This is a genomic window from Pelomonas parva (assembly GCF_043555835.1).
Taxonomy (GTDB): Bacteria; Pseudomonadota; Gammaproteobacteria; order Burkholderiales; family Burkholderiaceae_C; genus Pelomonas; species Pelomonas parva.
Window position 1 is genome coordinate 476,959 of the sequence record NZ_JBIGHV010000002.1, and the last position, 25,231, is coordinate 502,189.

Annotated in this window: 18 protein-coding genes; 5 read left to right on the forward strand and 13 right to left on the reverse strand. The window is 69.3% G+C overall.

The window, feature by feature from the left end:
• Positions 1 to 244: 244 nt before the first annotated feature.
• The 9 genes from ACG00Y_RS05750 to ACG00Y_RS05790 form a co-directional block, all read right to left on the reverse strand.
• The gene (locus ACG00Y_RS05750; protein WP_394476827.1) at positions 245 to 4,195 is read right to left on the reverse strand and encodes a translocation/assembly module TamB domain-containing protein; all 3,951 of its coding nucleotides are present in this window, start codon (positions 4,193 to 4,195) and stop codon (positions 245 to 247) included.
• Positions 4,192 to 6,009: an autotransporter assembly complex protein TamA gene (locus ACG00Y_RS05755; RefSeq protein ID WP_394476829.1), complete on the reverse strand. Its 1,818-nt coding sequence runs from the start codon at positions 6,007 to 6,009 to the stop codon at positions 4,192 to 4,194. Before ACG00Y_RS05755 ends, ACG00Y_RS05750 begins: the two co-directional genes overlap by 4 nt.
• Positions 6,006 to 7,196, reverse strand: coding sequence for a vWA domain-containing protein (locus tag ACG00Y_RS05760; RefSeq protein WP_394476831.1), 1,191 nt, complete (start codon positions 7,194 to 7,196; stop codon positions 6,006 to 6,008). The genes ACG00Y_RS05755 and ACG00Y_RS05760 overlap by 4 nt, the downstream gene beginning before the upstream one ends.
• A 38-nt stretch (positions 7,197 to 7,234) precedes the next feature.
• Positions 7,235 to 8,143, reverse strand: coding sequence for a matrixin family metalloprotease (locus ACG00Y_RS05765; RefSeq protein WP_394476833.1), 909 nt, complete (start codon positions 8,141 to 8,143; stop codon positions 7,235 to 7,237).
• A gap of 108 nt (positions 8,144 to 8,251) precedes the next feature.
• Positions 8,252 to 9,871, reverse strand: a complete 1,620-nt coding sequence (locus ACG00Y_RS05770) for a M28 family metallopeptidase (protein WP_394476835.1) — start codon at positions 9,869 to 9,871, stop codon at positions 8,252 to 8,254.
• Positions 9,872 to 9,879: 8 nt separating this feature from the next.
• Positions 9,880 to 11,868, reverse strand: a complete 1,989-nt coding sequence (locus tag ACG00Y_RS05775; RefSeq protein WP_394476837.1) for a S9 family peptidase — start codon at positions 11,866 to 11,868, stop codon at positions 9,880 to 9,882.
• On the reverse strand, positions 11,865 to 12,461 hold the full coding sequence (locus tag ACG00Y_RS05780; RefSeq protein WP_394476839.1) for a GNAT family N-acetyltransferase: 597 nt from the start codon (positions 12,459 to 12,461) through the stop codon (positions 11,865 to 11,867). Before ACG00Y_RS05780 ends, ACG00Y_RS05775 begins: the two co-directional genes overlap by 4 nt.
• Entirely contained in the window at positions 12,458 to 12,685 is a 228-nt protein-coding gene (locus ACG00Y_RS05785) for a hypothetical protein (protein WP_394476841.1), read from the reverse strand. Before ACG00Y_RS05785 ends, ACG00Y_RS05780 begins: the two co-directional genes overlap by 4 nt.
• Positions 12,685 to 13,539, reverse strand: a complete 855-nt coding sequence (locus tag ACG00Y_RS05790) for an AAA family ATPase (protein ID WP_394476843.1) — start codon at positions 13,537 to 13,539, stop codon at positions 12,685 to 12,687. Before ACG00Y_RS05790 ends, ACG00Y_RS05785 begins: the two co-directional genes overlap by 1 nt.
• 86 nt (positions 13,540 to 13,625) lie before the next feature.
• Here ACG00Y_RS05790 and ACG00Y_RS05795 point away from each other — a divergent pair, with 86 nt between their 5' ends.
• From ACG00Y_RS05795 to ACG00Y_RS05815, 5 genes are all read left to right on the forward strand, one after another.
• Positions 13,626 to 14,270 carry a c-type cytochrome gene (locus ACG00Y_RS05795; protein ID WP_394476845.1) on the forward strand — a complete coding sequence of 215 codons (645 nt, stop codon included), beginning with the start codon at positions 13,626 to 13,628 and terminating at the stop codon, positions 14,268 to 14,270.
• A 169-nt stretch (positions 14,271 to 14,439) separates the two neighbouring features.
• Positions 14,440 to 15,660 carry an HD-GYP domain-containing protein gene (locus ACG00Y_RS05800; RefSeq protein ID WP_394476847.1) on the forward strand — a complete coding sequence of 407 codons (1,221 nt, stop codon included), beginning with the start codon at positions 14,440 to 14,442 and terminating at the stop codon, positions 15,658 to 15,660.
• Positions 15,661 to 15,712: 52 nt separating this feature from the next.
• Entirely contained in the window at positions 15,713 to 17,281 is a 1,569-nt protein-coding gene (locus ACG00Y_RS05805) for an ABC transporter substrate-binding protein (RefSeq protein WP_394476849.1), read from the forward strand.
• A gap of 77 nt (positions 17,282 to 17,358) precedes the next feature.
• The gene (locus tag ACG00Y_RS05810) at positions 17,359 to 19,290 is read left to right on the forward strand and encodes a hypothetical protein (protein ID WP_394476851.1); all 1,932 of its coding nucleotides are present in this window, start codon (positions 17,359 to 17,361) and stop codon (positions 19,288 to 19,290) included.
• 101 nt (positions 19,291 to 19,391) lie between these two features.
• On the forward strand, positions 19,392 to 22,289 hold the full coding sequence (locus ACG00Y_RS05815; protein ID WP_394476852.1) for a family 43 glycosylhydrolase: 2,898 nt from the start codon (positions 19,392 to 19,394) through the stop codon (positions 22,287 to 22,289).
• Positions 22,290 to 22,338: 49 nt separating this feature from the next.
• Here the strand turns inward: ACG00Y_RS05815 and ACG00Y_RS05820 are convergent, their stop codons facing one another.
• From ACG00Y_RS05820 to ACG00Y_RS05835, 4 genes are all read right to left on the reverse strand, one after another.
• Positions 22,339 to 23,061: a pyridoxamine 5'-phosphate oxidase family protein gene (locus tag ACG00Y_RS05820; RefSeq protein ID WP_394476854.1), complete on the reverse strand. Its 723-nt coding sequence runs from the start codon at positions 23,059 to 23,061 to the stop codon at positions 22,339 to 22,341.
• Positions 23,022 to 23,681 carry a PEP-CTERM sorting domain-containing protein gene (locus ACG00Y_RS05825; RefSeq protein WP_394476857.1) on the reverse strand — a complete coding sequence of 220 codons (660 nt, stop codon included), beginning with the start codon at positions 23,679 to 23,681 and terminating at the stop codon, positions 23,022 to 23,024. Before ACG00Y_RS05825 ends, ACG00Y_RS05820 begins: the two co-directional genes overlap by 40 nt.
• A 179-nt stretch (positions 23,682 to 23,860) precedes the next feature.
• Positions 23,861 to 24,256 carry an HPF/RaiA family ribosome-associated protein gene (locus ACG00Y_RS05830; RefSeq protein ID WP_394476859.1) on the reverse strand — a complete coding sequence of 132 codons (396 nt, stop codon included), beginning with the start codon at positions 24,254 to 24,256 and terminating at the stop codon, positions 23,861 to 23,863.
• A gap of 105 nt (positions 24,257 to 24,361) precedes the next feature.
• Positions 24,362 to 24,766 (reverse strand): hypothetical protein, encoded by a 405-nt coding sequence (locus ACG00Y_RS05835; protein WP_394476861.1) that lies wholly within the window; start codon positions 24,764 to 24,766, stop codon positions 24,362 to 24,364.
• Positions 24,767 to 25,231 lie beyond the last annotated feature (465 nt).

Sequence of the window (25,231 nt, forward strand, 5' to 3'; positions counted from 1 at the left end):
ATTTGACCAATATTCCGAACAAGAATAGTTGCCTCGTTGCCTCGGAGAACGCAGCCGCCGCAGGCCGGCTGCTCCTCCAGCCGCAGCCATGGCGCTGGCTCTGCCAGGCCATCGGCTGGCCTTGCAGGCCGCGCCGGGCCAGTGGCCCGGCCCCTCGCCAGGCACATTCGATCCACTGGATCGAATGTGTCCGGGCTCGGCCCCCTTGAGGGGGAGGGGTGTCAGCCCCTCGGGGGTGGGAGAGCTAGTCCCATTTCCATTGCCAGATCAAATCCAGCGCCGTGTCATCCCCGCTCTGCGCCCGCAGCGTGAAGCGCTGGGCGATGCGGTAGATCAGCTGCCAGGACCCGGTCGTCGCGTTCAGGCTGCGCTCGTAGCCGACGTACCAGCGCCGCGAGATCTGCTTGCCCAGGCGGACGATGGTGGCGCGGGTGTCACCGTCGCTCTGCGACAGCGAAATCTCGTCCAGCCCCAGGTTGCGCAGCGCGCGGCCGGTCATGCCTTCGCCCTCGCCGCTGAGCAGGGCCAGCGCCGCGCGTTGCAGCAGGGCCGTGTCGGTGCGGCCCAGGCCGTCGGGCTCGCGGCCCAGCAGCAGCCAGGAGAGCTTGTCGGTGTCGCTCATGTCGGGCACGGAATACAGGTTCACGCGCGGCGCCAGCGCGGTGCCGCCGACGTAGACGCCCACGCGCACGTCCAGGTTGGGCCGCACGGCCAGCAGGTCCAGCGAGGGGTTGTCCAGCGACCCGGTGAAGCTGATGTCGCCGCGTTCGATCTCCAGCTTCTGGCCGTAGGCGGCGTACTGGCCGCCGTCGGCGGCGAGCTTGCCGGTCACGCGCAGCGGGCCTTCGGGCTTCTGCGCGATCTGCAGCTGGCCGCGCAGCGTCGTCGCCAGGCCGCGGCCGCGCACCTTGAAGTCGCGGCCGAAGTCCAGCGACACGTCGACCTGCGTGTTGCGTGGCGCCCTGGGCGCTGGCGCAATGGCGGCGGCATCGATGCTGCGCGAGCTGCGCACCACGGTCACGTCGTCGGCCAGCGCCGGTGCGTCGCCGCGCGTGAAGTCGATCAGGCCTTCGTCGGCGCGCAGCTTGCCGCCGAGCTGGAGGCCTTGCTCATTCAGGTCCAGGCGGGCCTCGCCACTGGCGACGATGCGGCGGTCCACGCGCGACAGCACGCGCAGCTTGTCGGCCGTCAATTCGACATGCGCGGTCGGCGTGCTGCCCAGCTCGGCCCGGCCGGTGGCGCGCAGCCAGCCGTCGCCGCCGCGTGCCTCCAGCTGCGTGAGTTCGGCATGCTGGCCCTTGAGGTCCAGCGTGAAGCGGCCCTCGTTGAAGTCCACGCCATACAGCAGATGCCGCAGTGCGATGCCCTCGCCCTCGGCGCGGCCATGCACGTCGGGGGTACCGAGCGTGCCGCCCAGCTGCAGGGTGGCCGACGCGCGGCCGCCCAGGCGCCAGCCGGCGGGCACCCAGCGGCCCCAGGTGGCGAGGTCGCTCACATTGGCCTGCAGCACGCCGCCGATGGGCGTGGCGGCGTCGGGCCAGAGCCCGGTCGGGCGCAGCGTCAGGGCGCCGCCCAGGCTGCCCAGCTCCTTGCCGGCCAGGCCTTGCGCCAGCTGCCAGACGCCGTCGCGCACGTTCAGGGCCAGGCGCAGGTCGGTGAGGCCCAGCCGGCGGCGGCCCAACTCGTCGGTGACGCGCAGGTCGCCGCTGGCGCGCTCGACCAGCAGGTCTGCAGTCAGCTGCTCGCCCACCAGCGCCAGAGACGCATGGCCAGTCACGCGCAGATCGCCGCTCCAGCCGAAATCAGGCTGCCAGCGCGCCAGCAGCGGCGCGGCGGCCAGGTCCTCCAGCTGCAGCTCGGCACGCAGGTCGGCCTGCTCGCCGCCTTGCCAGCTCAAGGCCTGCCAGCGCACGAAGGCGCCACCCACCTCGGCACGACCGGGCTCGGTGGTGACGCGCAGACCCGGGCCCACGCGGAGCGCGACGTTGCTGGCGGCCAGCGTGGCCGGCGCGCCGGGCCGCAGCGGCGCCACGTCGAGCTTGGCGATACGGCCGGCCCATGCCTCGCCGTCCCAGCGGCCATTGGCCTGCAGCGTGGCGCCGAGGTTGATGTCTTGCCTGCCGCTGCCGGCGGGTGCGGGCACATGGCCGGCCAGCTGGGCCTTGATCTCGTGGGCGCTGCGCCGGCCTTGCAGTTCCACCTTGGCGAGCTTGACGTTGGCCTGCGGGTGGCGCACGCCGCCCAGCTCCAGCGTCAGCGCCAGCGGGCCATCGCCGTCGGCGCCGGGCAGCGGCAGCGAGCCCTGGGCGCGGGCGTTCGCCAGCGTGATGCCGAGCGCGCTGGCCTTGTCCAGCGCCAGGCGGCCGCTGCCGCCTGCGCGCCAGGCGGTGGACTTGCCAGGCTTGTTGTCGGCGACGCGCAGCAGCTGCACCTCGCCATCGCCGTCGGCCTGGCCGGTGACGGGGCCTTGGTCGAACAAGGCCAGCAGCGGGTTCAGCTCGGCCAGCTTGGGCGCCTGCAGCTTCAGCTTGGCGTTGATGGCCGTGGGCCGCGCGTTGCCGCTGGCCTGGGCGCGGTTGCTGCCCAGGCGTGCCTGGGCGTCGAAGGAGGCGGCATCGGCGGCGCGCGGGCGGGTCAGCTTGAACTGCCCGTCCAGCGGCAAGCCGGCGAACTGGCTGGGCTGCACCGTGGCGTCGACGCTGCCGGTGGCGGTCTCCAGGTTGTTGCCGCGCAGGTCCAGCTTGGCGTCGGCATTCAGTCGCGTGGCACCCGGCAGGCGCGCCCAGGCGGAGCCGGGCTCGCCGCGCCACAGCAGGTGGGGGTCGAACTGGCGCACCTGGGTGCTGAGGCTGGCGCTGAGGCTGGTGCCGATGTCGACACGGCCGCTGGCCTTCAGCTCGGCCTCGCCGCTGGCGAGCACCGCTTCCTCGATCTGCCAGCGGCTGCCTTGTTCGAGCAGCCGGCCCTGCACCTGGGCGCGCAGACGCAGCGGCTTGGCTTGCAACGTGCCGCGCAGGTCCAGCCTGGCGGACAGCGGCTGATCGGCCTTGCCGCCCGACAGCAGCAGCGGCCCGTCCAGCCGCGCGGGTGTGGCTCGCGCGTCCAGCGCCTCGGGGCGCAGGCCTTGCACGCGGGCGTCGAGCTGCCAGCGGCCGTCGGCACTGCGCTGGCCCTTGCCTTGCACCCGCCCGCCGCCGCTCAGTTGGGCGTCCAGCGCGGTCAGGCTCAGGCTGGTGAGCTGGTCGGGCCGGCCGGCCAGCGAGAAGGCGAGCTGGCGCACGGGCAGGGCGCCCTGGTCCCAGCGGCCAGCGGCGTCGTTGCGCAGGTCGGCTTGCAGCGTGGCCTCGGCATTCAAGGCCGGCGCATTGAGCTTCGCCGTGCCCGTCAAGGCCGTGCGCGGCAGGCCAGGCGCAAGGGCAGACAGCGCCGCCAGGTCGAACTTGTCGGCCCGCAACAGCAGCGCATTGACGGGCCAGGGCGCGAAAGGCTGGACCTGGCCCTCCAGCTTCAGCGTCTGCTTGGCGGCCTCCAGTTCGGCCTTGGCAGTGAGCTTGGCCAGCGGCCCGCGCGCGGCGGCGACGGCCATCCAGGGCAGGTCCGTGCCTTCGTTCTGTTGCACCGTCAGCACGGCTTCGGTGTGCAGCGGCGCGGCGGTGTCGACCTTGGCGTCGCCGGTCAGCAGCAGCTGCTGCCAGCGTGCGCCGACGAGCTTGATGTGGTGGGTGCCACTGCGCGGCAGGTTGACCTCGGCGACGAGGTTTTTCAACGGCGGTTGCGTGGCCGACCAGCTCAGCTGGCCGACAGCCAGCCTGGCGATGTGCACACCCAGCGGCAGCGTCAGCTCGGGCGGCTCGACGGTGGGGCTGGTGCTGGGCTGCGTGCGGATGATGACCTCGTCCACCGCCAGCTCGCGCGCCCGCAGCACGCGCTGGCTGGCGCTGGCGCCCAGGCCCGACCAGCGCAGCCCGCGCAGCTCGGCCTCGCCGCCGGCCCATGTCAGCAACAGCCGCTTGGCGCGGAAGTCGCCCAGCAGCGAGCCCTCAGGCGCCTCGACCTGCACGCCCGGCAAGTTGGCCAGTAGCCAGGCGCCGCCGGACGGGCGCTGCAGAAGCCAGGCGACGAAGGCGGCGGCCAGCACGAGGATGGCGGTCAGCCCGATCAGGGCGTTACGCAGGATGCGCAGCGACCGCCTCACAGCGTGATGCCCACACTAAAGTGCAGCCGCCACTTGCCCGTGTCATGCGCCCGGGCGAAGTCCACGCGCAGCGGGCCGACGGGGCTGCGCCAGCGCACGCCGGCGCCGTAGCCGAGCTTGGCGCTGTAGTCCTGCCAGCGCGACGCGGCATTGCCGGCGTCGATGAAGACGGCGCCCCACAGGCTGGGGAGGCTGGCCATGATGGGCCGCGCCATCTCGACGCTGCCGGTGGCCAGCACGCGGCCGCCCACGGTCAGGCCGTTTTCGACCGACCCGAGGCTGCGGTAGGCATAGCCGCGCACCGATTCGTCGCCGCCGGCCAGGAACAGCAGCTTCTCCGGCACGCCAACCCGCTCGCGCGCCAGCACCTGCGCCACCTCGGCACGCGCCGAGCCGAACCAGCCGCCGAACGGCTTGTAGTAGCCCAGCTTGAACTGCATGCGGCCGAACGGCCCGCTGTCGTTGCCGCTGCTGCCATCACCGCGCACATGGCCGGCGCCGACGAGCAGCAGCCCCTGGTGGCCCTCGGTGGGCAGCAGCGTGCTGTCCAGCCGCCGGCGTATCCACTGCTGGTTGAGCGACACGGCCAGGTTGGTGCTGACCTCGTTGCCGGCGGTTTCACGGGCGCGCAGCAGCTCGACATAGGTCAGCCGCTCGTCGCGCGGCGACTCGTAGATCCGGCCCAGGCGCAGCCCCAGGTTGGTGGCCGCCTTGTCGGCGGTCAGGTCCTGCTCGAACTGCAGCGAGGCCAGGTTGCGCTTCAGGTCGGGCTGCGGGTGTGAGCTGAGTTCCAGCTCCACGCCGCGCAGGTCGCGGCTGAACTCCAGCTTGGAGCGCGCCCGCACCGACTGGCCAAACGGCCGGCGGTGCAGATGCTCGACGCTGATGCTCTGGCCGTTGTTGGCGTGGTAGCCGACGGCGACCGTGGCCTGCTGCAGCGACGACTCGGTCAGCGTCACCAGTACGGGGCTGGTGCCATCGGCCTCGACGGTTTCGGGCTGCAACTGCACGCGAGCCGAATCGAACAGCTGCGTCTTGACCAGGCGCTCCTGGAACTCGGCGAGCTGCTGCTCCGTGTAGGCGTCGCCGTGGCGGAAGCCGGTGAGGCGCTCGACCGTCTCGCGGCTCTGGCGCTTCAGCCCCTCGATGCGCAGCGTGCCCAGGCGGGCGCGGTTGCCGCTGGCCATGACCAGGCGCAGCTCGGCGGTCTGCGTGTCCACGTCCACCCGGGCGGCGGTTTCGCCCCAGCGCGCCTGCGGGAAGCCGCCCGTGCGCGCGAGCAGCAGCAGGTCGTTCTTGGCGGAGGCCCAGTAGCCCTGCGTGAAGGGGTCGCCTTCCTCCAGGGACCAGGCCTTGCGCAGGCTGTCGCGCATCGCCTTCGCGTCGTCGGCGGCGAGGCCTTCCTGGAATTCCAGATCGATTTTTGTCACGCGCGTGCGCGGTCCCGGCTTGACGATGAGGCGCAGCCGCGAGCTGTCCTCGGCGTTGCGCTCGACGGTGGCCGCGGCGCTGAAATAGCCCAGCGTCTCCAGCAGCGTCGCGGCCTGGGCTGGTGCGGCGGCCGCCAGGCGGGCCAGCTCGACGCGGCTCAGCGCCGCCTCGCTGGCGCGGTAGCGGGCGATGTCCAGGTGTTCCTGCAGCAGGTTGCGCAGCCGGTTGTCGCGGTAGTCGTCCTCGACCTCGATGTCCAGGCTGTAGACGGCCGGGGCGTTGGCTGGCACATCGGGTGCAGGGACCGGCGCTGGCGTCGGCGCCTGGGTTGCACAGCCGCTCAGTACCGCCACGAGCAGCAGCGCGAAAGGGAAACGCATCATTTACTGAGGAGTCGCATCGCGCCTTCGAGGCCGGAGAGCGTCAGCGGGAACATGCGCTGCTGCATCAGCTGCTGGATCAGCGCGATGCTCTGCCGGTACTGCCAGACGCCTTGCGGCTCGGGGTTGATCCACGCGTACTTGGGGAAGGCATGGGTGAGGCGCTGCAGCCATTCGGCGCCGGCCTCGTCGTTGTTGTACTCGACGCTGCCGCCGGCCTGCAGGATCTCGTAGGGGCTCATGGTCGCGTCGCCGACGAAGATCAGCTTGTAGTCGCGGTTGTACTTGCGGATCAGGTCGAAGGTGTTGAGCTTCTCGGCAAAGCGGCGCCGGTTGTTCTTCCAGACGAAGTCGTAGACGCAGTTGTGGAAGTAGTAGAACTCCAGGTGCTTGAACTCGGTCTTGACGGCACTGAAGAGTTCCTCCACGCGGCCGACGTGCTCGTCCATCGTGCCGCCCACGTCCATCAGCAGCAGCACCTTGACCTTGTTGTGGCGCTCGGGCTGCATGCGGATGTCCAGCATGCCGGCATTGGCGGCCGTGCCGTGGATGGTGCCGTCCAGGTCCAGCTCAAGGTCTGACCCCTCGCGGGCGAAGCGGCGCAGCCGGCGCAGCGCCACCTTGATGTTGCGCGTGCCCAGCTCCAGCCCGTCGTCGTAGTCGCGGTAGGCACGCTGCTCCCAGACCTTGACGGCGCTCTTGTTGCCGCCCTGACCACCGATGCGGATGCCTTGCGGGTTGTAGCCGCCGTTGCCGAAGGGGCTGGTGCCGCCGGTGCCTATCCAGCGGTTGCCGCCCTCGTGGCGTTCCTTCTGCTCCTCGAAACGTTGTTTGAGCGTCTCCATCAGCTCGTCCCAGCCCATCTTCTCGACGGCAGCCTTTTGCTCGGGCGTCAGGTTCAGCTCCAGGTTCTTCTTCAGCCAGTCCAGTGGCACCTCGGCCGTGAAGTCGGTCAGCATCTCCACGCCCTTGAAGTAGGCGGCGAAGGCGCGGTCGAACTTGTCGTACTGGGTCTCGTCCTTGACGAGGCAGGCGCGGGCCAACGTGTAGAAGTCGTCGATGCTGGCCACGCCGCCATCCTCAGGGCTGGCGATGACGCCGGCCTGCAGGGCTTGCAGCAGCGTCAGGTACTCCGGGACGGTGACCTTGAGCTTGGCGGCGCGCAGTGTGTAGAAGAACTGGATCAGCATGGCCCGCAGATTATGCGGAGTCGGGCCATGCCCAGTTGTCAGCGCTTGTGGCGACGTCGCGTGGCCGCACCGACGCCGATCAGGCCGACCAGCATCAGCGCGTAGCTGCCTGGCTCGGGCACGGCCGTGGTCACGTCGACGACGGCATAGAGGTCGGGGTTCAGCGAGTTGACGCTCCAGCCGCCCGCCGCCATGGCGCTCCAGTCGCCGGTCGTGAACAGCTGGCGCGAGCCGTCCGTGTTGAAGTACATGTTGTCGTCGCTGTTCGCGCTGTGCTGCAGGCCGAACACATGGCCCAGCTCGTGCATGGCGACGGTGGCGAAGTCCATGTTGGACAGGTTCCAGTAGCCGCTGCCCGGGTTGGCCGGGTCTATCGGCAGGCGGGTGCGGACGGGCGCTTCGGCCGTGCGGATGTCGCTGTCGAAATACCAGTCGCGCGCCGGTGTGAGGCCGGCGTAGGGGTTGGGCTTGCCCTGGCCTTGGTAGTAATCGTCCAGACTGCTGTAGTCGGTCGTCGTGTCGAACAGCATGGCGCCACCCCAGCCGGTGAAACTGCCGTTGTTCTGGCCGTCCAGCGTGCCGACGTAGGCCAGGCCGACGGTCGAGTCATACAGATCGGTGGCGCCGATGTAGATGCGCACGGTGTCGGCTGCGAGGGACTGGCCGGTCGCGTACACGGCGGTGCCGGGGTAATCCACCCGCTGGTTGGGGTATTCGGTGTAGGAGAAATTCGGCAGGCTGAACGTGGCGTTGTTGATGGCCGCGCGGTGGTTGGCGAGGTTGTTCTCGAAGATGGACGCGACCTGATCCAGCGTGTTGCGTTTCTCGGCCGTGAAGAAGTTCTGCGTGTCCAGGCTGTAGTCGAACACGATGGTCAGCGCGTGGGCGGCATTGGCGCCCAGGCTCAAGGCGGCGGCTGTGGCGGCGGCCAGGCAGATCTTCTTCATGGGCATTCCCTCAAGATGGTTGGCTCGCCGCATCGAATGGCGGCGTTGCCGTGCATTCTCCCGGCGGACATCCCTAGGTTCGTACCCTCGTCTGCGGGGGAAGGGCCGTCAGCGGCGCGGCCCGAACTGCTCGCCGAAAAAGCTGCCGGGCAGCCAGCGCGGGCGCTCAGGCTGAACGCCGAGCTGCTGCAACAGCGCCCACTGCAGTTGCGCGAAGCGCTGCACTGCACGCCAATGGAAAGGTTGGCTGAGGTCGTCGCCGGGCTGGTGGTAGCGCAGGCGGCGGAACTCGCGCATCAGCGCGTTGCCGTCCTCCTTCTCATCGAAGGAGGCGCCGTCCGCCCCGAGGATGACGGCGGGGATGCCCTGGCGCACGAAGCTGTACTGGTCGGACCGCGTGAAGCGGCTCTGCTCGGGCGCGGGGTCGGGCGCGAGCTGCAGGCCCAGGCTGTGCGCGGCCCGTTCGGCGGCGGCGCCGAGCGAGGAGTGCTCGGCACCCAGCGCGACAACGGCCTTGAAGTCGTGCAGCAGGATGGGCATGTCGATATTGACGTTGGCCACCAGCGACGCGGCCGGCACGGGCGGGTGGCGCACGAACCAGGCTGAGCCCAGGAAGCCCTTCTCTTCGCCCGTCACCGCAACGAAGAGCACCGAGCGCTCCAGCGGCACGGGGCTTTGCGCGTGCAGGCGTGCCACCTCCAGCAACATCGCGATACCCATCGCGTTGTCCATCGCGCCGGGGAAGACCGTGTCGCCCTTGCGGCCCATGTGGTCCAGGTGCGCCGTCAGCACGATGACCTCGTCCTTCAGCTGCGGATGGCGGCCTTCGATGAAACCGACGACGTTGTGGCTGCGCGCCTGGCCATGCACGCTGTCGCGCACGAGGTGGGCGCTCAGCCCCAAGTCGCCGCGGGGCAGCGTGCGGCCGGCTTCGGCGTCGGCCACGAGCTGGGTGTAGGGGCGGTTCAGCGCGGCCAGCAGCTTGGGCGCGGCCTGGACACTGATCAAGGCGCTGGCCTGCAGGCCCGGGATGTCGCTGCCGCCGCGGCCGTCGGGCGCCTGCCAGTCCATGGAGACGTTGTCCACGAACCGGCGGTTGTTGTGGAAGGGCGAGACGATCTCGCTGCGCGGTGTCGACAGCGTGATGACGCCGATGGCGCCGTGCCGCACCGCCAGTTCGCGCTTGGTGCGGGCGTTGCCGAAGTGCGCGCCTTCCTCGCTGGGTATCTGCGGGGGCCGGCCGGCGAGCACGACGGCGATGCGGCCCTTCACGTCCAGCCCCGCGTAGTCGTCCAGCCCGAAGGAGGGCGCGTGGATGCCATAGCCGGCAAACACCAGCGGCGCACTCACGTCCCTGCGGGCCAGGCTCAGATCGGGGCTGGTGCTGAATTCGTCCAGCCAGGCCAGGCGCTCGCAGCGGCCGTCACGGCAGATTTCCAGCATGGGCGCGGTGGCGGCGAGCTTCGCCGTCTTCAGCGGCACGGCCTGGGCAAAGCTGCCGGCATCGCCCATGGGTTGGAGGCCCCATTGCGCGAACTGGCTGGCCACGTAGGCCGCAGCGAGGTCGTAGCCGCGCGTGCCGGCCTCGCGGCCTTCCAGCAGTGGGTCGGCCAGGAAGCGCAGGTGGGCCTGCAGCCGCGCGAGGTCGGCCCCGGGCCGGCGTACCGGCTCGGCGCGGACCAGCGAAGGCAGGGCGGCCAGCGCGGCGAGCAGGGGGCGGCGTTGCATGGTCAGCGCTATTTTGCCGCTAGGTGTTGTTGCAGCCAGCTGAAGAACTCGCCGTACCAAAGCCGGCTGTTGCGGGGCTTGAGCACCCAGTGGTTCTCGTCAGGGAACCACACCAGCCGCGCCGGCACGCCCAGTGACTTCAGCGTGTTGTAGTAGGCCAGGCCTTGCGCGTCGGGCACGCGGTAGTCCAACTGGCCGTGGATGACGAGGGTGGGTGTCTTGAAGTGCTGCGCAAAGCTGTGCGGGCTCTGCGCGGCGACCTTGGCCGGGTCTTCCCAGTAGGCCGAGCCCAGCTCCTTGCGGTGCCAGCTGTAGGCGTCGTCGGCATACATGGCCTGCCAGTCGTAGCAGCCGGCGTGGCAGACATAGGCCTGGTAGCGGCCGGGCGCCACATGGCCGTTCATCCAGGCCACCATGTAGCCGCCGTAGCTGCCGCCGGTGGCAACGATGCGGCGCTTATCCACCCAGCGTTTTTGCAGCAGCCAGTCGGTGCCGGCCTCGATGTCCTGCAGCTCGTACTCGCCCCAGTGGCCGGTGATGCTGTCCAGGAACTCGTGGCCGAAGCTGGACGAGCCGTGGTAGTTGACGCAGGCGACGACATAGCCTTGCGCAGCGAACACCTGGTGGTTCCAGCGCCAGTGCCAGCTGTCGCCGAAGGCGGTGTGCGGGCCGCCGTGGATGACGTGCATGACCGGCCACTTCTTCTTGGCGTCGAAGCCCGGCGGGTAGACCAGCCACATCTGCACGTTGTCGCCGCGTGCGCCGGTGATCGTCACTTCCTCATGGCGACCGAAGTCGTGGGCGGCGAGGCGCGCGTCGTTGAGCGCCTCCATGCGGCGCACGCCGTCTTCGCCGACAACCGACAGCCGCGGCGGGAACTGCACGCCGTCGTGGTTGACGACCGTGAAGCCTGCGGCCTGGGCGAAGCTGCCGACGTGGCCGCCCTCGAACATCAGGTCGGCCCGGCAGTCGCCCAGCGCGAACTGCCACAGGTGGCGCCGGCCGCGGTCCTCGGCGGCGAACAGCACGGCCTGGTCGTCCTCGGCCCAGCGCAGCGGCGCGCTGACCTCGTGGTCCCAGTCGCCGCTGAACACGGCCCAGTTGCCGCGCTGGTCCAGCACGGCGAGTTGATCCGGCCGGTTGTGGCCCTGTGCCTGGTGGCTGGCCAGGAAGGCGAGGTGGGCGCCCGAATGGCTGTAGCGCGGCGCGGCGAACTGCCAGTCGCCGTCCTGCAGCAGCGTCTGCATGCGGCGCGTCTTCACGTCGATCTCGGCCAGCGCGTAGCGGTTGTCCAGCTTCTTTTCCACCGCCGGGTCGAAGGCGAAGGCGATGCGGCAGCCGTCGGGCGAGATGTCGAAGGTGTTCACGTCCGGCTCGGCGCGGCTGAGCTCCAGCGCCGTGCCTTCGAACAGGTCGCGCGCCTTGCCGGTGGCCACGTCCATCACATGCAGATGCGGCACGCGGTCCATCGGGATGTGATGGTCCCAGAAGCGGTACAGCGCCTCGTCGGTGACGTAGGCGGTTTCCTTGCGGGCCTTGAAGTCGCGCAGTGCCTGGCCTTGCGCCGCGGCCTTGCGGTCAGGCCAGACCCAGCTGACGAAGGCGATGCGCCGGCCGTCTGGGAACCACTTGAAGGCCTCGACGCCGGCAGGCACCGAGCCCACGCGCCGCGCCTCGCCGCCGTCCGGCGCGATGACGTAGAGCTGCGGCTCTTCATCCCGCAACCCGCCTTGCTCACGTTTGGCCGTGAAGGCGATCAGCTCGCCCGTGGGGCTCCACTGCGGGCTGCCGTCCTTGTCGCCGGCCTCGGTCAGCCGGCGCGGCTGGCCGCCCAAGGTCGAGAACAGCCACAGGCTGCTCTGCGCCTTGTTCGTGTCCATCGAATGGCGGGTGACGCCGGCCACGGCCTGGGAGCCATCGGGGCAGAGGCTGGGCTCGCCGATGCGATCCAAGGCCCAAAGTGCATCAACGTCGAAGGCCTTGGATTTGTTGTTCATGTTCTCTGTCGGCTCAGTTGCCAGTTCAGGTGCGCCTTGACCTCGGGCCATTCGCCCATGGTCAGGCTGTACATCACGGTGTCGCGCACCGTGCCGTCGCGGCGCAGCGCGTGGTGGCGGATCACGCCGTCGCGCCTGGCGCCCAGGCGCTCGATGGCGCGCTGCGAGGCGTGGTTGAAGTTGTCGGTGCGCCAGCCCACGAGCTTGGCGCCCAGCGTCTCGAAGGCATGTGTCAGCAGCAGCAGCTTGGCTGTCGTGTTGACTGCGCTGCGCTGCACGCGCCGGGCATACCAGGTGTAGCCGATCTCGACGCGTTCGACGGCCGGAGCTATGTCGTGATAGCTGGTCGAGCCCAGCACCTCGCCGGTGTCCGCGTCCAGCACGGCGAAGGGCAGGCGGTGGCCGGCAGCTTGGCCGGCGAGGGCTGTCTCGATGTAGGCGCGGGTCTCGTCAAGCGCCGGCACGCTGGTGAAGCGCAGGTTCCACAGCTCGCCGTCGGCCGCCGCAGCCTGCAGGCCGGGAACATGGTCCAGCGTCAGCGGCACCAGGCGAATGGGCCCGGCCGCCAGCGTGACCGGGTCGACGGGCTTCACGGCTGGTCTCGCAGCATCACGCGTCGCGCCGCCCAGCGACCCACGCCGCAGCCGACGACGATGAGCACCAGCGCGCCCATCTGCGCGGCGTCCCATTCCTTGCTGTTGATGAAGTCCACACCGAGCAGGCGGCCCAGCCCCCAGCCCGCCAGGGCGCCCAGCACGAAGCCGACGGCATCCGCCAGGCCTTCGCGCACCGCGCGGTTCAGATCAGGTTGTGTCATCAGCGGTTGTTCTTCTGCATGAATACGAGTTTTTCGAACAGGGTCAGGTCTTGTTCGTTCTTCAACAGCGCCCCCACCAGCGGCGGGATGCTGACCTTGTCGTCCCTGGCCTGCAGCGCATCGACCGGCACATCTTCGGCCACCAGCAGCTTGAGCCAGTCGATCAGCTCCGAGGTGCTGGGCTTCTTCTTCAGGCCGGGCAGGTTGCGCACGTCGTAGAAGTTCTTCAGCGCGGCGGCCAGCAGGTCCTTCTTGAGCGTCGGGAAGTGCACGTCGACGATCTTCTGCATCGTCGAGGCGTCGGGGAACTTGATGTAGTGGAAGAAGCAGCGGCGCAGGAAGGCGTCTGGCAGCTCCTTTTCGTTGTTGGACGTGATGAAGACCAGCGGGCGATGTTTGGCCTTGATGAGCTGGCGCGTCTCATAGACGTAGAACTCCATGCGGTCGATCTCGCGCAGCAAGTCGTTCGGGAACTCGATGTCGGCCTTGTCGATCTCGTCGATGAGCAGCACCACCGGCTGCTCGGCCTCGAAGGCCTGCCACAGCACGCCCTTGACGATGTAGTTCTCGATGTTCCTGACCCGCTCGCTGCCCTCGATGCCGGCCAGCTGGCTGTCGCGCAGCCGGCTGACGGCGTCGTACTCGTACAGGCCCTGCTGCGCCTTGGTCGTGCTCTTGATGTGCCACTGCAGCAGCGGCATGCCGAGCGCATTGGCGACCTCCTCGGCCAGCATCGTCTTGCCCGTGCCGGGCTCGCCCTTGATGAGCAGCGGCCGCTGCAGCGTGGCCGCCGCGTTGACCGCCAGCTTCAGGTCGGCGGTGGCAACGTATTGGTCGGAACCTTGGAATTTCATGGGGAAAACCGGGGCTGGGGGGAGTCCGATTCAGTATAGGAGCCCTCCTATAATCGCCGCCGCTCCCGAACCGACACCCACGAGACATGAAAAAACTGCTGCAGATCTCGCTTGCCCTGGCCGCCGCATTGGGTGGCGTTGCCGCCCAGGCGCAGGATGTGAAAGCGGGCGAGAAGAAGATTGCGATGTGCATTGGCTGCCACGGCATCGCCGGCTACCAGGCCAGCTTCCCCGAGATCCACAAGGTGCCGATGATCGCGGGCCAGAACTCGAAGTACATCGTGGCCGCGCTGCAGGCCTATGCCAAGGGCGACCGCAAGCACCCGACGATGCGCAGCATCGCCGCCTCGCTGACCGAGCAGGACATGGCCGACATGGCCGCCTTCTACGAGCAGCAGGCCCAGAAGCCGGCCACGCCCGACACCGTGCCCGCCGCGCCTGCCAACGTGGCCGAGCTGCTGAACAAGGGTGCCTGCATCTCCTGCCACGGCGCCAACTTCAACAAGCCCATCGACCCGACCTACCCCAAGCTGGCCGGCCAGCATGCCGACTACCTGACCGTTGCGCTGAAGGCCTACAAGACCGAGAAGAACGCCAACGTCGGCCGCAGCAATGCCATCATGGCCGGCCAGGTCAAGCAGTTCAGCAACGCCGAGCTGAAGGCCATCGCCAGCTACATCGCCTCGCTGCCGACCGAGATGGCCACGGTGCCGCAGCGCAAGTTCCGCTGAAGCGCTCGCTGCTCACTGAAAGCCGCCCATCGAGGCGGCTTTTTGTTGTTCGTCACGGAGTTGATCCAGCGCAAGCTTCCGGGGGTCTTCCCTGGCCGAAAGCGTGCTGGGCTGCACAGCGTGCGCGCCCAGAGGCTCGGATACTCGGCCGCACAACGACAACGCAGTCATGTTGAAAAAGATCCCGACCAGCGAGGCGAGGCTCGGCATGTATCTCCAGGCCATGGAGGGTGCTTGGCTCTCCCATCCGTTCTGGAAGACCAAGTTCGTGCTGACGGAGCCGGCGGACCTGGCGGCGCTGCAGGCCAGCGGCGTGCCGGCGGTGTGGATAGACATCAGCAAGGGTGCTGACGTGGCTGCGCCCGAACCTGTCGCCCCCATCGAGAAGGCAGCGGCGCCAGCGGTCAGCGCGCCGCCCCCAGCCCAGCCGCAGCAGCCGCGTGTGAGCATGGAGGCGGAGATGGACCGCGCCACCCAGGTGATCGGCCGGGCGCGGGTGGCCGTCATCGCGCTGTTCGGCGAGGCGCGGTTGGGCAATGCGATCGACAGCGAGTCCTGCCTGCCCATCGTCGACGAGGTCACGTCGTCGCTGGCGCGCAATCCCTGGGCCTTCGTCAGTCTGGCGCGGCTGAAGGACAAGGACGACTACACCTACATGCACTCGGTGGCCGTCTGCGGGCTGATGGTGTCCCTCGCCCGCCAGATGGGCTTGGCCGACGACCAGGTGCGCGAGGCGGGCCTGGCCGGCCTGCTGCACGACGTGGGCAAGATGCAGATGCCGCTGGAAGTCCTGAACAAGCCCGGCGCGCTGACCGACGCGGAGTTCAGCGTCATGCGCAGCCACCCCGAGCGTGGCGCGGCGCTGCTCAGAAGCGGCGCCAAGGTGCCCGCCTCGGCGCTGGACGTCTGCCTGCACCACCACGAGAAGTTGGACGGCAGCGGCTACCCGCACAAGCTGGTGGGCGAGCAGATCAGCCTGCTCGCGCGCATGGGCGCCGTCTGCGACGTGTACGACGCGATCACCTCGTCGCGGCCCTACAAGACTGCCTGGGACCCGGCCGGCTCGCTGCAGCGCATGTCGCAGTGGAAGGGTCATTTCGACCCGATCGTCTTCCAGGCCTTCGTCAAGAGCGTGGGCATCTACCCGACCGGCACGCTGGTGCGCATGCACTCCGGCCGGCTGGCCGTCGTCGTCGAGCAGAACGCGGCTTCGCTGGTGTCCCCACGCGTGAAAGTCTTCTATTCGACGAAGTCGAACATGCCCATTCCAGTGCAGGTCATCGACCTGTCGGCCTCCGGCGTCACGGACAAGATCACCGGCCGCGAGCCGCCCGAGAACTGGGGCTTCACCCATCTCGACGAACTGTGGAATCCCGCTGCCCGGCGATGACGTCGAGGGCCTCCTAAACTGACGTTCGATGAATGCAGTTGGGAGTCTGGTGATGAGGGGATGGATAGGTCTGGCGCTGCTGAGTGCGGCCCTTGGTGTGTCGGCGCAGACGCTGCGCTGGGCCAGCCAGGGTGACCCGCAGACCATGGACCCGCACTCGCAGAACGAGACGCTGACGAACAACATCAACGGCCAGATCTACGAGCGTCTCACCAACCGCGATGCGAAGCTGGCCCTCGTGCCGGGCCTGGCCGAGGGCTGGAAGCAGACCGGCCCGCTGATCTGGCGCTTCAAGCTGCGCGCCGGCGTCAAGTTCCACGACGGCACGCCGCTGACGGCGGACGATGTGGTCTTCTCCATCCAGCGCGCCCGGGAGCCGGCGTCGCAGGTGTCCGTCTACGCGAACGCCGTCGGGGTTCCGAAGCGCGTGGACGACCTGACCGTGGACTTCCAGCTCGCGACCGTCAACCCGGTCTTCCTGCAGCACATCGACCAGCTGTGGATCATGAGCCGCCGGTGGTGCGAGGCGCACCGCGTCACCAAGCCGCTGGACTTCAAGCAGAAGCAGGAGAGCCACGCGTCGGTGAACGCCAACGGCACCGGCCCCTTCATGCTGGCGAGCCGCCAGCCGGGCATCAAGACCGTGCTCAAGCGCAACCCGGCCTGGTGGAACAAGACGGAGGGCAATGTGCAGGAGGTGGTCTACAGCCCCATCGCCAGCGACGCGACGCGGCTGGCGGCGCTGGTCTCGGGCGAGATCGACTTTCTGCACGACCCGGCGCCGCGCGATGTCGCCCGGCTGCGCAACACCGCCGGCGTCAAGGTCATCGAGGGCCCGGAGAACCGCCTCGTCTTCATCGGCATGGACCAGGCCCGTGACAAGCTGCTCTACGGCAAGGCGCCTGGAGACAGGAACCCGTTCAAGGACCAGCGCGTGCGCCGGGCGCTCTATCAGGCCATCGACATCGAGGCCATCAAGGCCAAGCTGATGGCGGGCCAGTCCGTGCCCACCGGCGCGTTGACGCCGTCCAGCAGCGCGTCCTTCGATGACCCGGCGCTGCAGACGCGCCTGCCCTACGACCTGGCCGCTGCACGCAAGCTGATGGCCGAGGCCGGCCTGGCCGCGGGCTTCGACGTGACGCTGGACTGCCCCAACAACCGCTACGTCAACGACGAGGAGATCTGCGTGGCGCTGGCGGCCATGTGGGCGCAGATAAAGGTCAGGGTGAAGGTCAATGCCACGCCGCGCGTGCAGCATTTCCCCAAGCTGGAGAAGCTCGACACCAGCCTCTACATGTACGGCTGGGGCGGCAGCGTCACCGACGCCGAGGCCGCGCTGACGCCGCTGTACCGCCACCGCAGCGCCAAGGGCGTGGGCGACTACAACTACGGCGGCTTCCGCAACGACCGCGCCGACGCGCTGGCCGCGCAGAGCAGCGTCGAGGCCGACCTGAAGAAGCGCGAGCAGCAGATCCGCGGCGCGCTGACTGCCCTGCGTGACGAGGTCAACATCCTGCCGCTGCACCGCCAGGTCATCCCCTGGGCCGCGCGTGCCAATGTCACGCCGGTGCACCGGGCCGACAACTGGCTGGAGCTGGCCTGGGTGCGGATCAACCGCTGATTCCAGCCGCTTTACCGCCCAACGCGGCGGCGGCCCGGGCGGCACACTGGGATGAAGCTCCGTTCCCCGCCCGCGCCATGCCGTACCGCCTTGCCGTCCTTGCCTTGACCCTGTTTCTCGCTGCCTGTGGCGGCGGTGGCGGTGGGGGCGGCGACGCCAGCACGCCCGCGCCCACCACGCCGCCGACGCTGCGCGGCGTGGCGGCAACGGGCGCGCCGCTGGTGAACGCGCAGGTCAGCGTCGTCGATGGCCAGGGCAGGGCGGTCGGCACGGCGACCACGCACGGCGCCGATGGCAGCTACACCCTGACGCTGTCGGCCCTCAGCCCCGCTGCGCCGCTGTTCATCCAGGCGCGCGGCATGGACGCCGCCGGCCACATGCAGGTGCTGCACTCGGCCGTGCCGACGATCAGCGCCGCGATGGTGGGCCATGTGACGCCGCTGACGAATGCCGTCGTCGCGCTGGCGCTGGGCACCGAGCCGGCGCCCGTCTTCGCCGCTGCCGCGACCAGCGCCAGCCAGTTGACCCAGATGGCCACCGCTGCGCCGGCCGCTGGCGACTTCCTGAAGACGCTGGTCAAGACGCAGATCTCCGACTTGAAGATCACGTCGCTGGACCTGCTGGCCGACCCGAGCTTTGCCGCCAACAAGAGCGCCCACGACCTGCTCATCGAGAGCGTGCGCGTGGACCTGGCGCGCTCGCGCCTGAACGTGCCGGTGCTGCAGGTCGGCAACAAATTCCTGTCTGGCACGGCGCCCGAGGTCGTCGTCGACCTGCCGCTCGCGCAGACCGAATTGCTCAAGACCACCGGCGCCACGCCCGTCAACGCGATCACGTCGACGCTGAAGGCTGCCACCAGTGCGACGACGCTGCTCGGCAACCTTGCCGGCCTGGACGAACTGGGCGCCGCGCTGAACCAGCTCATCGCCCAGGGCCTGGACGTCAGCACCATCATGACCCACCCGCTCGTCACCACCAGCTACGACAAGCACAACGGCCGCGTGCGCACCGACCTGGCCGCCATCCTGTCCGTCTACACCTCGGCCAACCGCCAGTTCGGCCGCTTCCAGCTGCTGGGCTGCGCCGACGACATCGCCCCCACCGGCAACTGCAACCGCGTCATCGTCGGCGCGGTCATCAGCGACTCCAGCGGCGCGGTGGTGGACCTGTTCAGCGACGTGGTCATGTTCAACAAGGCCGCCACGACGGCCAACAAGTGGAACCTCGCCGGCAACGGCAAGCGCCTCGCCGTCGCCGTCCATCCGCTGGGCTTTGCGGCCAAGAAGGCCGACGGCACGGCGGACACCAGCCTGTCGCCCAACCCGGGCATCGGCCTGCAAGTGGAGATCCAGGCGCAGACGCCCGACCCGCTGCCCACCAACCCGCCGGTGCAGCTGCTCAGCTCGGCCACGCTGCAGACGCCCGGTGGCTTTGCCTTTCCGTTCGGCTATTGCAACCGTCCGCAGCTGTGCGTGTCGACGACGACGGGCGCCACCAGCCTGCCCGCGACCGGCGGCGTCGGCGACCTCGCCATCCAGCGCGCGGCCGTCGGCTGGATAGGCTCGGCAGACAGCGTGCGCGGCGCGAAACACGTCGTCAGCTACAACATCGCCAGCGTCGTCGAGACGCGCAGCGCCTACCTGCGCGCCGACGCGCTGGGCGAGCCGGCGGCGGCGCGCTTCCCGGCCATCGACGGCCTGACGCCCAACCTCGTGCTGCGTGCCACCGACCTGCAGGCCGGCACGCTGCAGGGCGGCGCCTTCAACTGGTCGATCTGGGCGGCGGCCAATCCGGACCTGCGGCTCATCGAGATCAAGCGCGTCTTCACGCCGGACGACGGCAGCGAGCCGACGGTGCTGGACACGACCGTGCCGCTGCCGCCCCGCACGTCGGTCACCAGCCTGGGTGCGACCTTCGCGCCGGTCGGCACGGTGAAGGCCGAGCTGTGGCTGCAGGCCATGGACTCGCAGGGCCGGCGCTTCCATACGCGCTACACCGCCAGCCCCTAACGACACGTTGCCCGGCACGAATCCTCGTGCAAACCCCGGGGCTGGCGACCCTGTTGGTATCGCTATCATCGTCGTGAGAGCAATCAAACGATGGTGGAGACATGCTGAATTCGGACGTTCGTCGTCGCGGAGGCTGGGCGCATTGGCTGGCGCTGCTGAGCCTGTTGCTGGCCGTGGGCTGCGCGCCCGCGCCCAAGGTGGCGCAGCCGGCGCCGCCAGCCACCGCGCCATGGCTGGCGGCCTGGGGCAGCGCGCAGCTGGAGCAGGCAGCCCCGCCGGCCGGCACGCCCGAGCTGGTGAACGGCAAGCCGGTGCCCGCCGCCTGGCGCCAGCCGCTGCGCGACGTGACGCTGCGCCAGGTCGTGCGCGTCAGCGCCGCCGGCACGTCGCTGCGCGTGCGCGTCAGCAACCTGTTCGGCCGTGAGCCACTGGAGCTGGCCTCGGCCAGCGTGGCGCTGGTTCAGGGCGAGCCGGGCACCGCGCAACCGGTGCTGCAGGCCGCGAGCCAGCGTGGGCTGACCTTCAACGGCCAGCGGGCCCTGAGCCTGGCGCCCGGCGCCGAGGCCTGGAGCGACGCGGTCGACCTGGCTGTGCCGCGCGGCGCCGACCTGGCCGTGCAGTGGCATGTGCAGACCGCGCCGGCCGTGGCGACGGTGCACCCCGGTTCGCGCATCCAGAGCTGGGCCGTGCCCGGCGCGCGCACCGACGCCGCTGCCTGGCCCGATGCCGCTGCGCGCGACGGCTGGTGGCACCTGGCCGCCGTGGACGTGCGTGGGACGACCGCGCAGCCCGTGCTGGCCGCCATCGGCGACTCCATCACCGACGGCTACGGCGTGTCGCCCGGCAGCTACCAGCGCTGGACCGACGCGTTGACGCGCCGCCTCGCCGCGACCGGCCGCGATGCCGCCGTCGTCAACACCGGCATCGGCGGCAACCGCCTGCTGCGCGACGGGCTGGGGCCGAAAGTGCTGTCGCGCTTCGACCGCGACGCGCTGGACCGCAGCGGTGTCACGCATGCCGTCGTGCTGATCGGCGTGAACGACCTGGGCAGCAGCCACCGGGGCAAGACGACGACGCCAGAGTCCCGCGCGGCGCTGCTCGCCGAGATGAAGGAAGGCTTCACGGCGCTGGCCCGCCGCGCCCGCGAGCGCGGCGTCTGCCTGCTGGTGTCGACCGTCATGCCCTACGGCGGCAGCGGCTACTACCAGCCTCAGCCCGAGAACGAGGCCGACCGCCAGGCGCTGAACGACTGGATACGCCGCGCCGGCTTCGACGCCGTGCTGGACTACGACGCGCTGGCCCGCGACCCCGCCAAGCCCACCCACCTGCGCGCCACCTGGGACAACGACGGCCTGCACCCCTCCATGGCCGGCTACAAGGCCATGGCCGAGGCCTTCCCGCTGGACTTCCTGCAACGCCGCTGCAACCCCACACCCGCGCCGGCCGCCGCCGCGCCCATGCCGGCGAGCTTCGACAACCCCGTGCTCAGCGGCTTCGCGTCCGACCCCAGCGTCTGCCGCTCGGGCGAGGACTACTACCTCGTCACCAGCACCTTCGAATACTTTCCCGGCCTGCCCATCTATCACAGCCGCGACCTCGTGCACTGGAAGCTGATCGCCAACGCGCTGACGCGCGAGAGCCAGATCAATTTCGCCGGCCGGCGCAGCTCCCGCGCCATCTTCGCGCCCACCATCCGTTGCGAGGCTGGCCGCTTCTACATCGTCACGACCGACGTCGACGGCATCGGCAACTTCTTCATCACTGCCGATCACCCGGCGGGTCCCTGGTCCGACCCCGTGCGCCTGCCCGAGCCCGTGTTCGGCATGGACCCGTCGTTCTTCTTCGATGACGACGGCACTGTCTACTACACCCGCCACGGCGGCGGCGAGCGGGGCGGCGTCTACCAGGCGCGCATCGACATCAAGGCCGGCAAGCTGCTGGAAGAGCCGCGCCTGATCTGGAGCGGCATGGGCGGCATCTGGCCAGAGGGCCCGCACCTGTACAAGCGCAACGGCTGGTACTACATCATGATCGCCGAGGGGGGCACGTCCTACGACCACCGCATCACCATGGGCCGCTCGCGCTCGCCCTGGGGCCCGTTCGAGGCGCACCCCGACAACCCCATCCTGACCCACCGCAACCTGCCCGACCACCCGCTGCAGGCGCTGGGCCATGCCGACCTCGTCATGACGCCCAAGGGCGACTGGTGGGCCACGCTGCTGGCCATCCGCCCGCAGGCCGCCAACGGCGGGCGGCACCACCACATCGGCCGCGAGACGCTGCTTGCGCCGGTGCGCTGGCGCGAGGACGACTGGCCCGAGTTCGGCCAGAACAAGGCGCTGGCCCAGCCGCAGCCGACCACAGGCCTGCCCACCTGGGCGCCCTGGCCGCAGCCGCCGGTGCGCGAGACCTTTGCCGCCGACAAGCCGCTGTCGCCGCACTGGACCTTCCTGCGCACGCTGGCTTCAGGCCGCTGGTCGCTGACGGCGCGGCCCGGGCAGCTGCGCCTGATCGGCGCACAAAACGGGCTGGACGTCGTCGGCACCCCGGCCTTCGTCGGCCGCCGCCAGGAGAAACTCAACCAGCGCTTCGCCGCCGAGCTGGATTTCAAGCCCGCTGCGGAAGGCGACGCCGCCGGCCTGGCCGTGCGCATGAACGAGTCCCACCACCTGCTGCTGCGCCGCACCGGCGTGAGCGCGCCGCGCATGGAGTGCCTGCAGCAACTGGGCGGCAAACCCACCGTCCAGGGCAGCGCCCCCGTGCCCGCCGGCCCGGTGCAACTGCAGGTGCTGGCCGAGCCGGCGCGCTACACGCTGTCCTGGCGCGCTGTGGGGCAGCAGGCCTGGCAGCCGCTGTGCAGCGTGCCGACCTGGCAGCTGTCGACGGAGACGGCGACGGGCTTCATCGGTGTGTACCTGGGGCTGTACGCCGTCAGCGCGACGGCGACGCGGGCGGTGGGAGATTTCGCCTGGGTGGACTTCGAAGCGCTCGGCCCCTGAAGCGGGCGCCGGTGCGGCACCGGCCGTACCGGCCCGCAGGCGCGACTCGTCAGTAGAGCGTCTTCCGGTAGGCGTCCTCGAGCGCCTCGTCCAGCCTGCACAGCTCGGCGTCGTCGGGGGCGCCCGTCGTGTCGTCCAGGATCATCTTCATCAGCGATGGCATGCCGCTTCTGGCCTGGCGTTGCTCGTCGCTCCACAGGTGCGCGCGCCGGAACGCCTTGGCGCAATGCAGGAACACCTCGGTCACGTGCACCAGGATGGCCAGGCTCGGCGTGCGCTGCTGGATGGACATGCTGCGCAGCAGCTCGGGCTCGGTCACCAGCGTCGCCTGCCCGTTCACGCGCAGCGTCTCGTCGAAGCCGGGAATGATGAACAACAGCCCGACGCTGGGGTTGGCCAGGATGTTCCTCAGGCTGTCGAGGCGGTTGTTGCCGGGGCGATCCGGGATGGCCAGCGTGCGGTCGTCCAGGACCCTGACGAAACCGGCTGGGTCGCCGCGCGGGCTCACGTCGGCCCTGCCGTCCCGGTGCTGCGTGCCGATGCACAGCAACGGAGATCGGCGAATGAACGCCTGTGCATGCGGCCCGAGGCTGTCGCGGCTCTTCTGCACCGCCAGCGCATGGGTGGGCTCAAACAGAGCCGCCAGCGCGGCTTCGTCCTGGATCACGTGGGCAGCGTCGAACGTCGTTGCAGCCAGTTCCGGCTCCTTTCGATGGTCGGGCGAAGGCCAGCTCAGGAACCCGAGGCCATGGAACACCGACGACGCTGCCACCGCGCCGCCAGCAGCAGGCCGGCGAGGCCCAGCGCCATCAGCGAAGCGGTCTCGGGCTCGGGAATCGGCGCCGAGACATCGGCGGTGAAGCCGATGTTCTGGAAGTCGACCTGGCGATTGCTGCCGGTGAGGAAGGCCGTCACATAGCGCACATTCAGCGGTGCTGCCAGCGTGATGTCCTGCGCGCGGATGCCGGGGCTGCTGCCGAGTGCCGGCGCCACGGACAGCGTGCCCACCTGCACGTTCGCGCCACTGTAGAAGGTGAAGCTGACGGAGTCGACGTCGTAGTCCTCGGAGGTGTAGTTCCAGAAGTGCAGCACGCTGAGGTCGTACTCGGTCTGGAAGTCGAAGCGCAGTTCCAGCCCGCCGCCGAGCGAGTCGGCGGTGTACCAGATGTGCGTCTGCTGGTTGTGGAACTCCTCGGCGTCTGCCGACGGCGCATCGATCACCTTGGTGATCGTCGCGCCGTTGTTGAAGGTGTTGTTGAAGTCGCCTGGCGACGTGCCCGCGCCGACGGTGACGGTGATGTTGCTGCTGTTGAGGTAGGTCTGTGCGGCGGCCGGCCCGGCGGCGGCGAGGCCTGCCAGTGCGAACGAGACGATCCAGGCGTTGAGTCTCATGATGCGCATGCTCCTGTTCGAGGAAGTTCGATGAACGGCATCGCACCTTGTCGGGTCGCGGGCACGGCGTCAATCGCCACTGACCCTGGCGGGCCGGTGAAGGGCCGGCGTCCCCCGTGCTTTGGGCGGGGCGGCGCTTGCGGCCCGGCGCGTCAGCCGGCGCTGGCCGGCGGACGCGGTCAGTTCACCGGCGGCGCGTCGTCGTCGAGTTCGCGGGCGGCATCGGCGCTCAATTCGCCCGTGCCCGCGTGGCGCCGCTCGCGGTCATGCAGCTTGCCCAGCGCCGAATCCAGCGCGTTCGTCAGCTTGCCGGCTGCGCCTTCGATGGCCATGTGCAGGCTTTCCGCCTGGTGCTTGACCGCGATGTTCTTCAGCCCCGCCACACGCGCCTCCAGCAGGCAGCGCATGTCGTCGGCGCCCGACTTCTCGCCGCTGTTCATGTCGCCCAGGTGCGCCTCCACATGCGTCACCCGGCCCTCGTAGCGGTCGACGGCGTCGCGGATCACGCCCTCGACGTGCTCGATGAGCGCCTGGCGGCCCTCCACATGGTTGTCGGTCTCTATGTGCACCTGCATGGCTTTCCTTGGTTTCCGCGCGGACGTCGCGCGTTTGCCGTGAGGGGCAAGCGTCGTGCCGGTGGCGGGAGGGCAGGGCGCCAGCAGGTGAGGGGCGGCTGTGGGTCAGTCCGGTGCGTGCCTGGCAGGAATGCCCTCGGCTGCAAGCGATTCCAGGATGGCCCGGCCGACGTGCTCGACTTTCGCCGCGTGCGTCACGCCCTTGAGTCGCTCTCGCAACGAGGTGTAGGGCTTGACGAAGATGGACCACTCGATGGCCCTATTTGCATACCCGTCGCCTTCGGAAGCCACTGACGCGCACCCAATCTGAATCTCGGTTTCGTCGGCGTCGGTGTGCTCGATAAACCAACCCCAGTCTTCGCCCTGCGGATAGCTGGTCACGATCCCCCTTGCCAGCAGGCGCTGCGCCAGCCAAAGTGCCAGCTCGAATCCATAGGCGCCGGGGTTGGTTTGGCACTGCTCGGGCAGGATGGGCAGGAACTTGTCGGCGGAGAACTCGATGCGCCACATGGTCAGGCTTCAACCTTCAAGCGAAGCGGGCGACAGATACAGGACGCAGGCCCGGCCTGGCGAAAACGTACCGCGTACTGCCAGACTGTGCTTGTTGGCCTGCCGTGAGCGCTTGGCTTGAGCGACGAGCTAGGCGTCACATGCGTCCGGGACACCGAACGTTCTTTGAATCGACTCGATACACGACTGTTTCGTCACCTGTATCGAGGTCCCGAAAGCGCTGAGTCCGATCGTCAATCTTCAGAACCTCGACGCAGAAACGGTTACCAGGCTTCAGGATTTCAGGGACTGAGGAAGCAGTCACTACATGACAAACTTTGGCGCCCCTAATGGTGTAGCGAGACTGTCCCGTGAAGTTTGTACGTGTCTCCGGAAACGTACCGCAGGAGTTCACTCGGCCGCTGACAAATGTGTCGTAGCCCCAACACGTCTTGCCACCATCGTCCGAGTTGCACCAAGCACCCT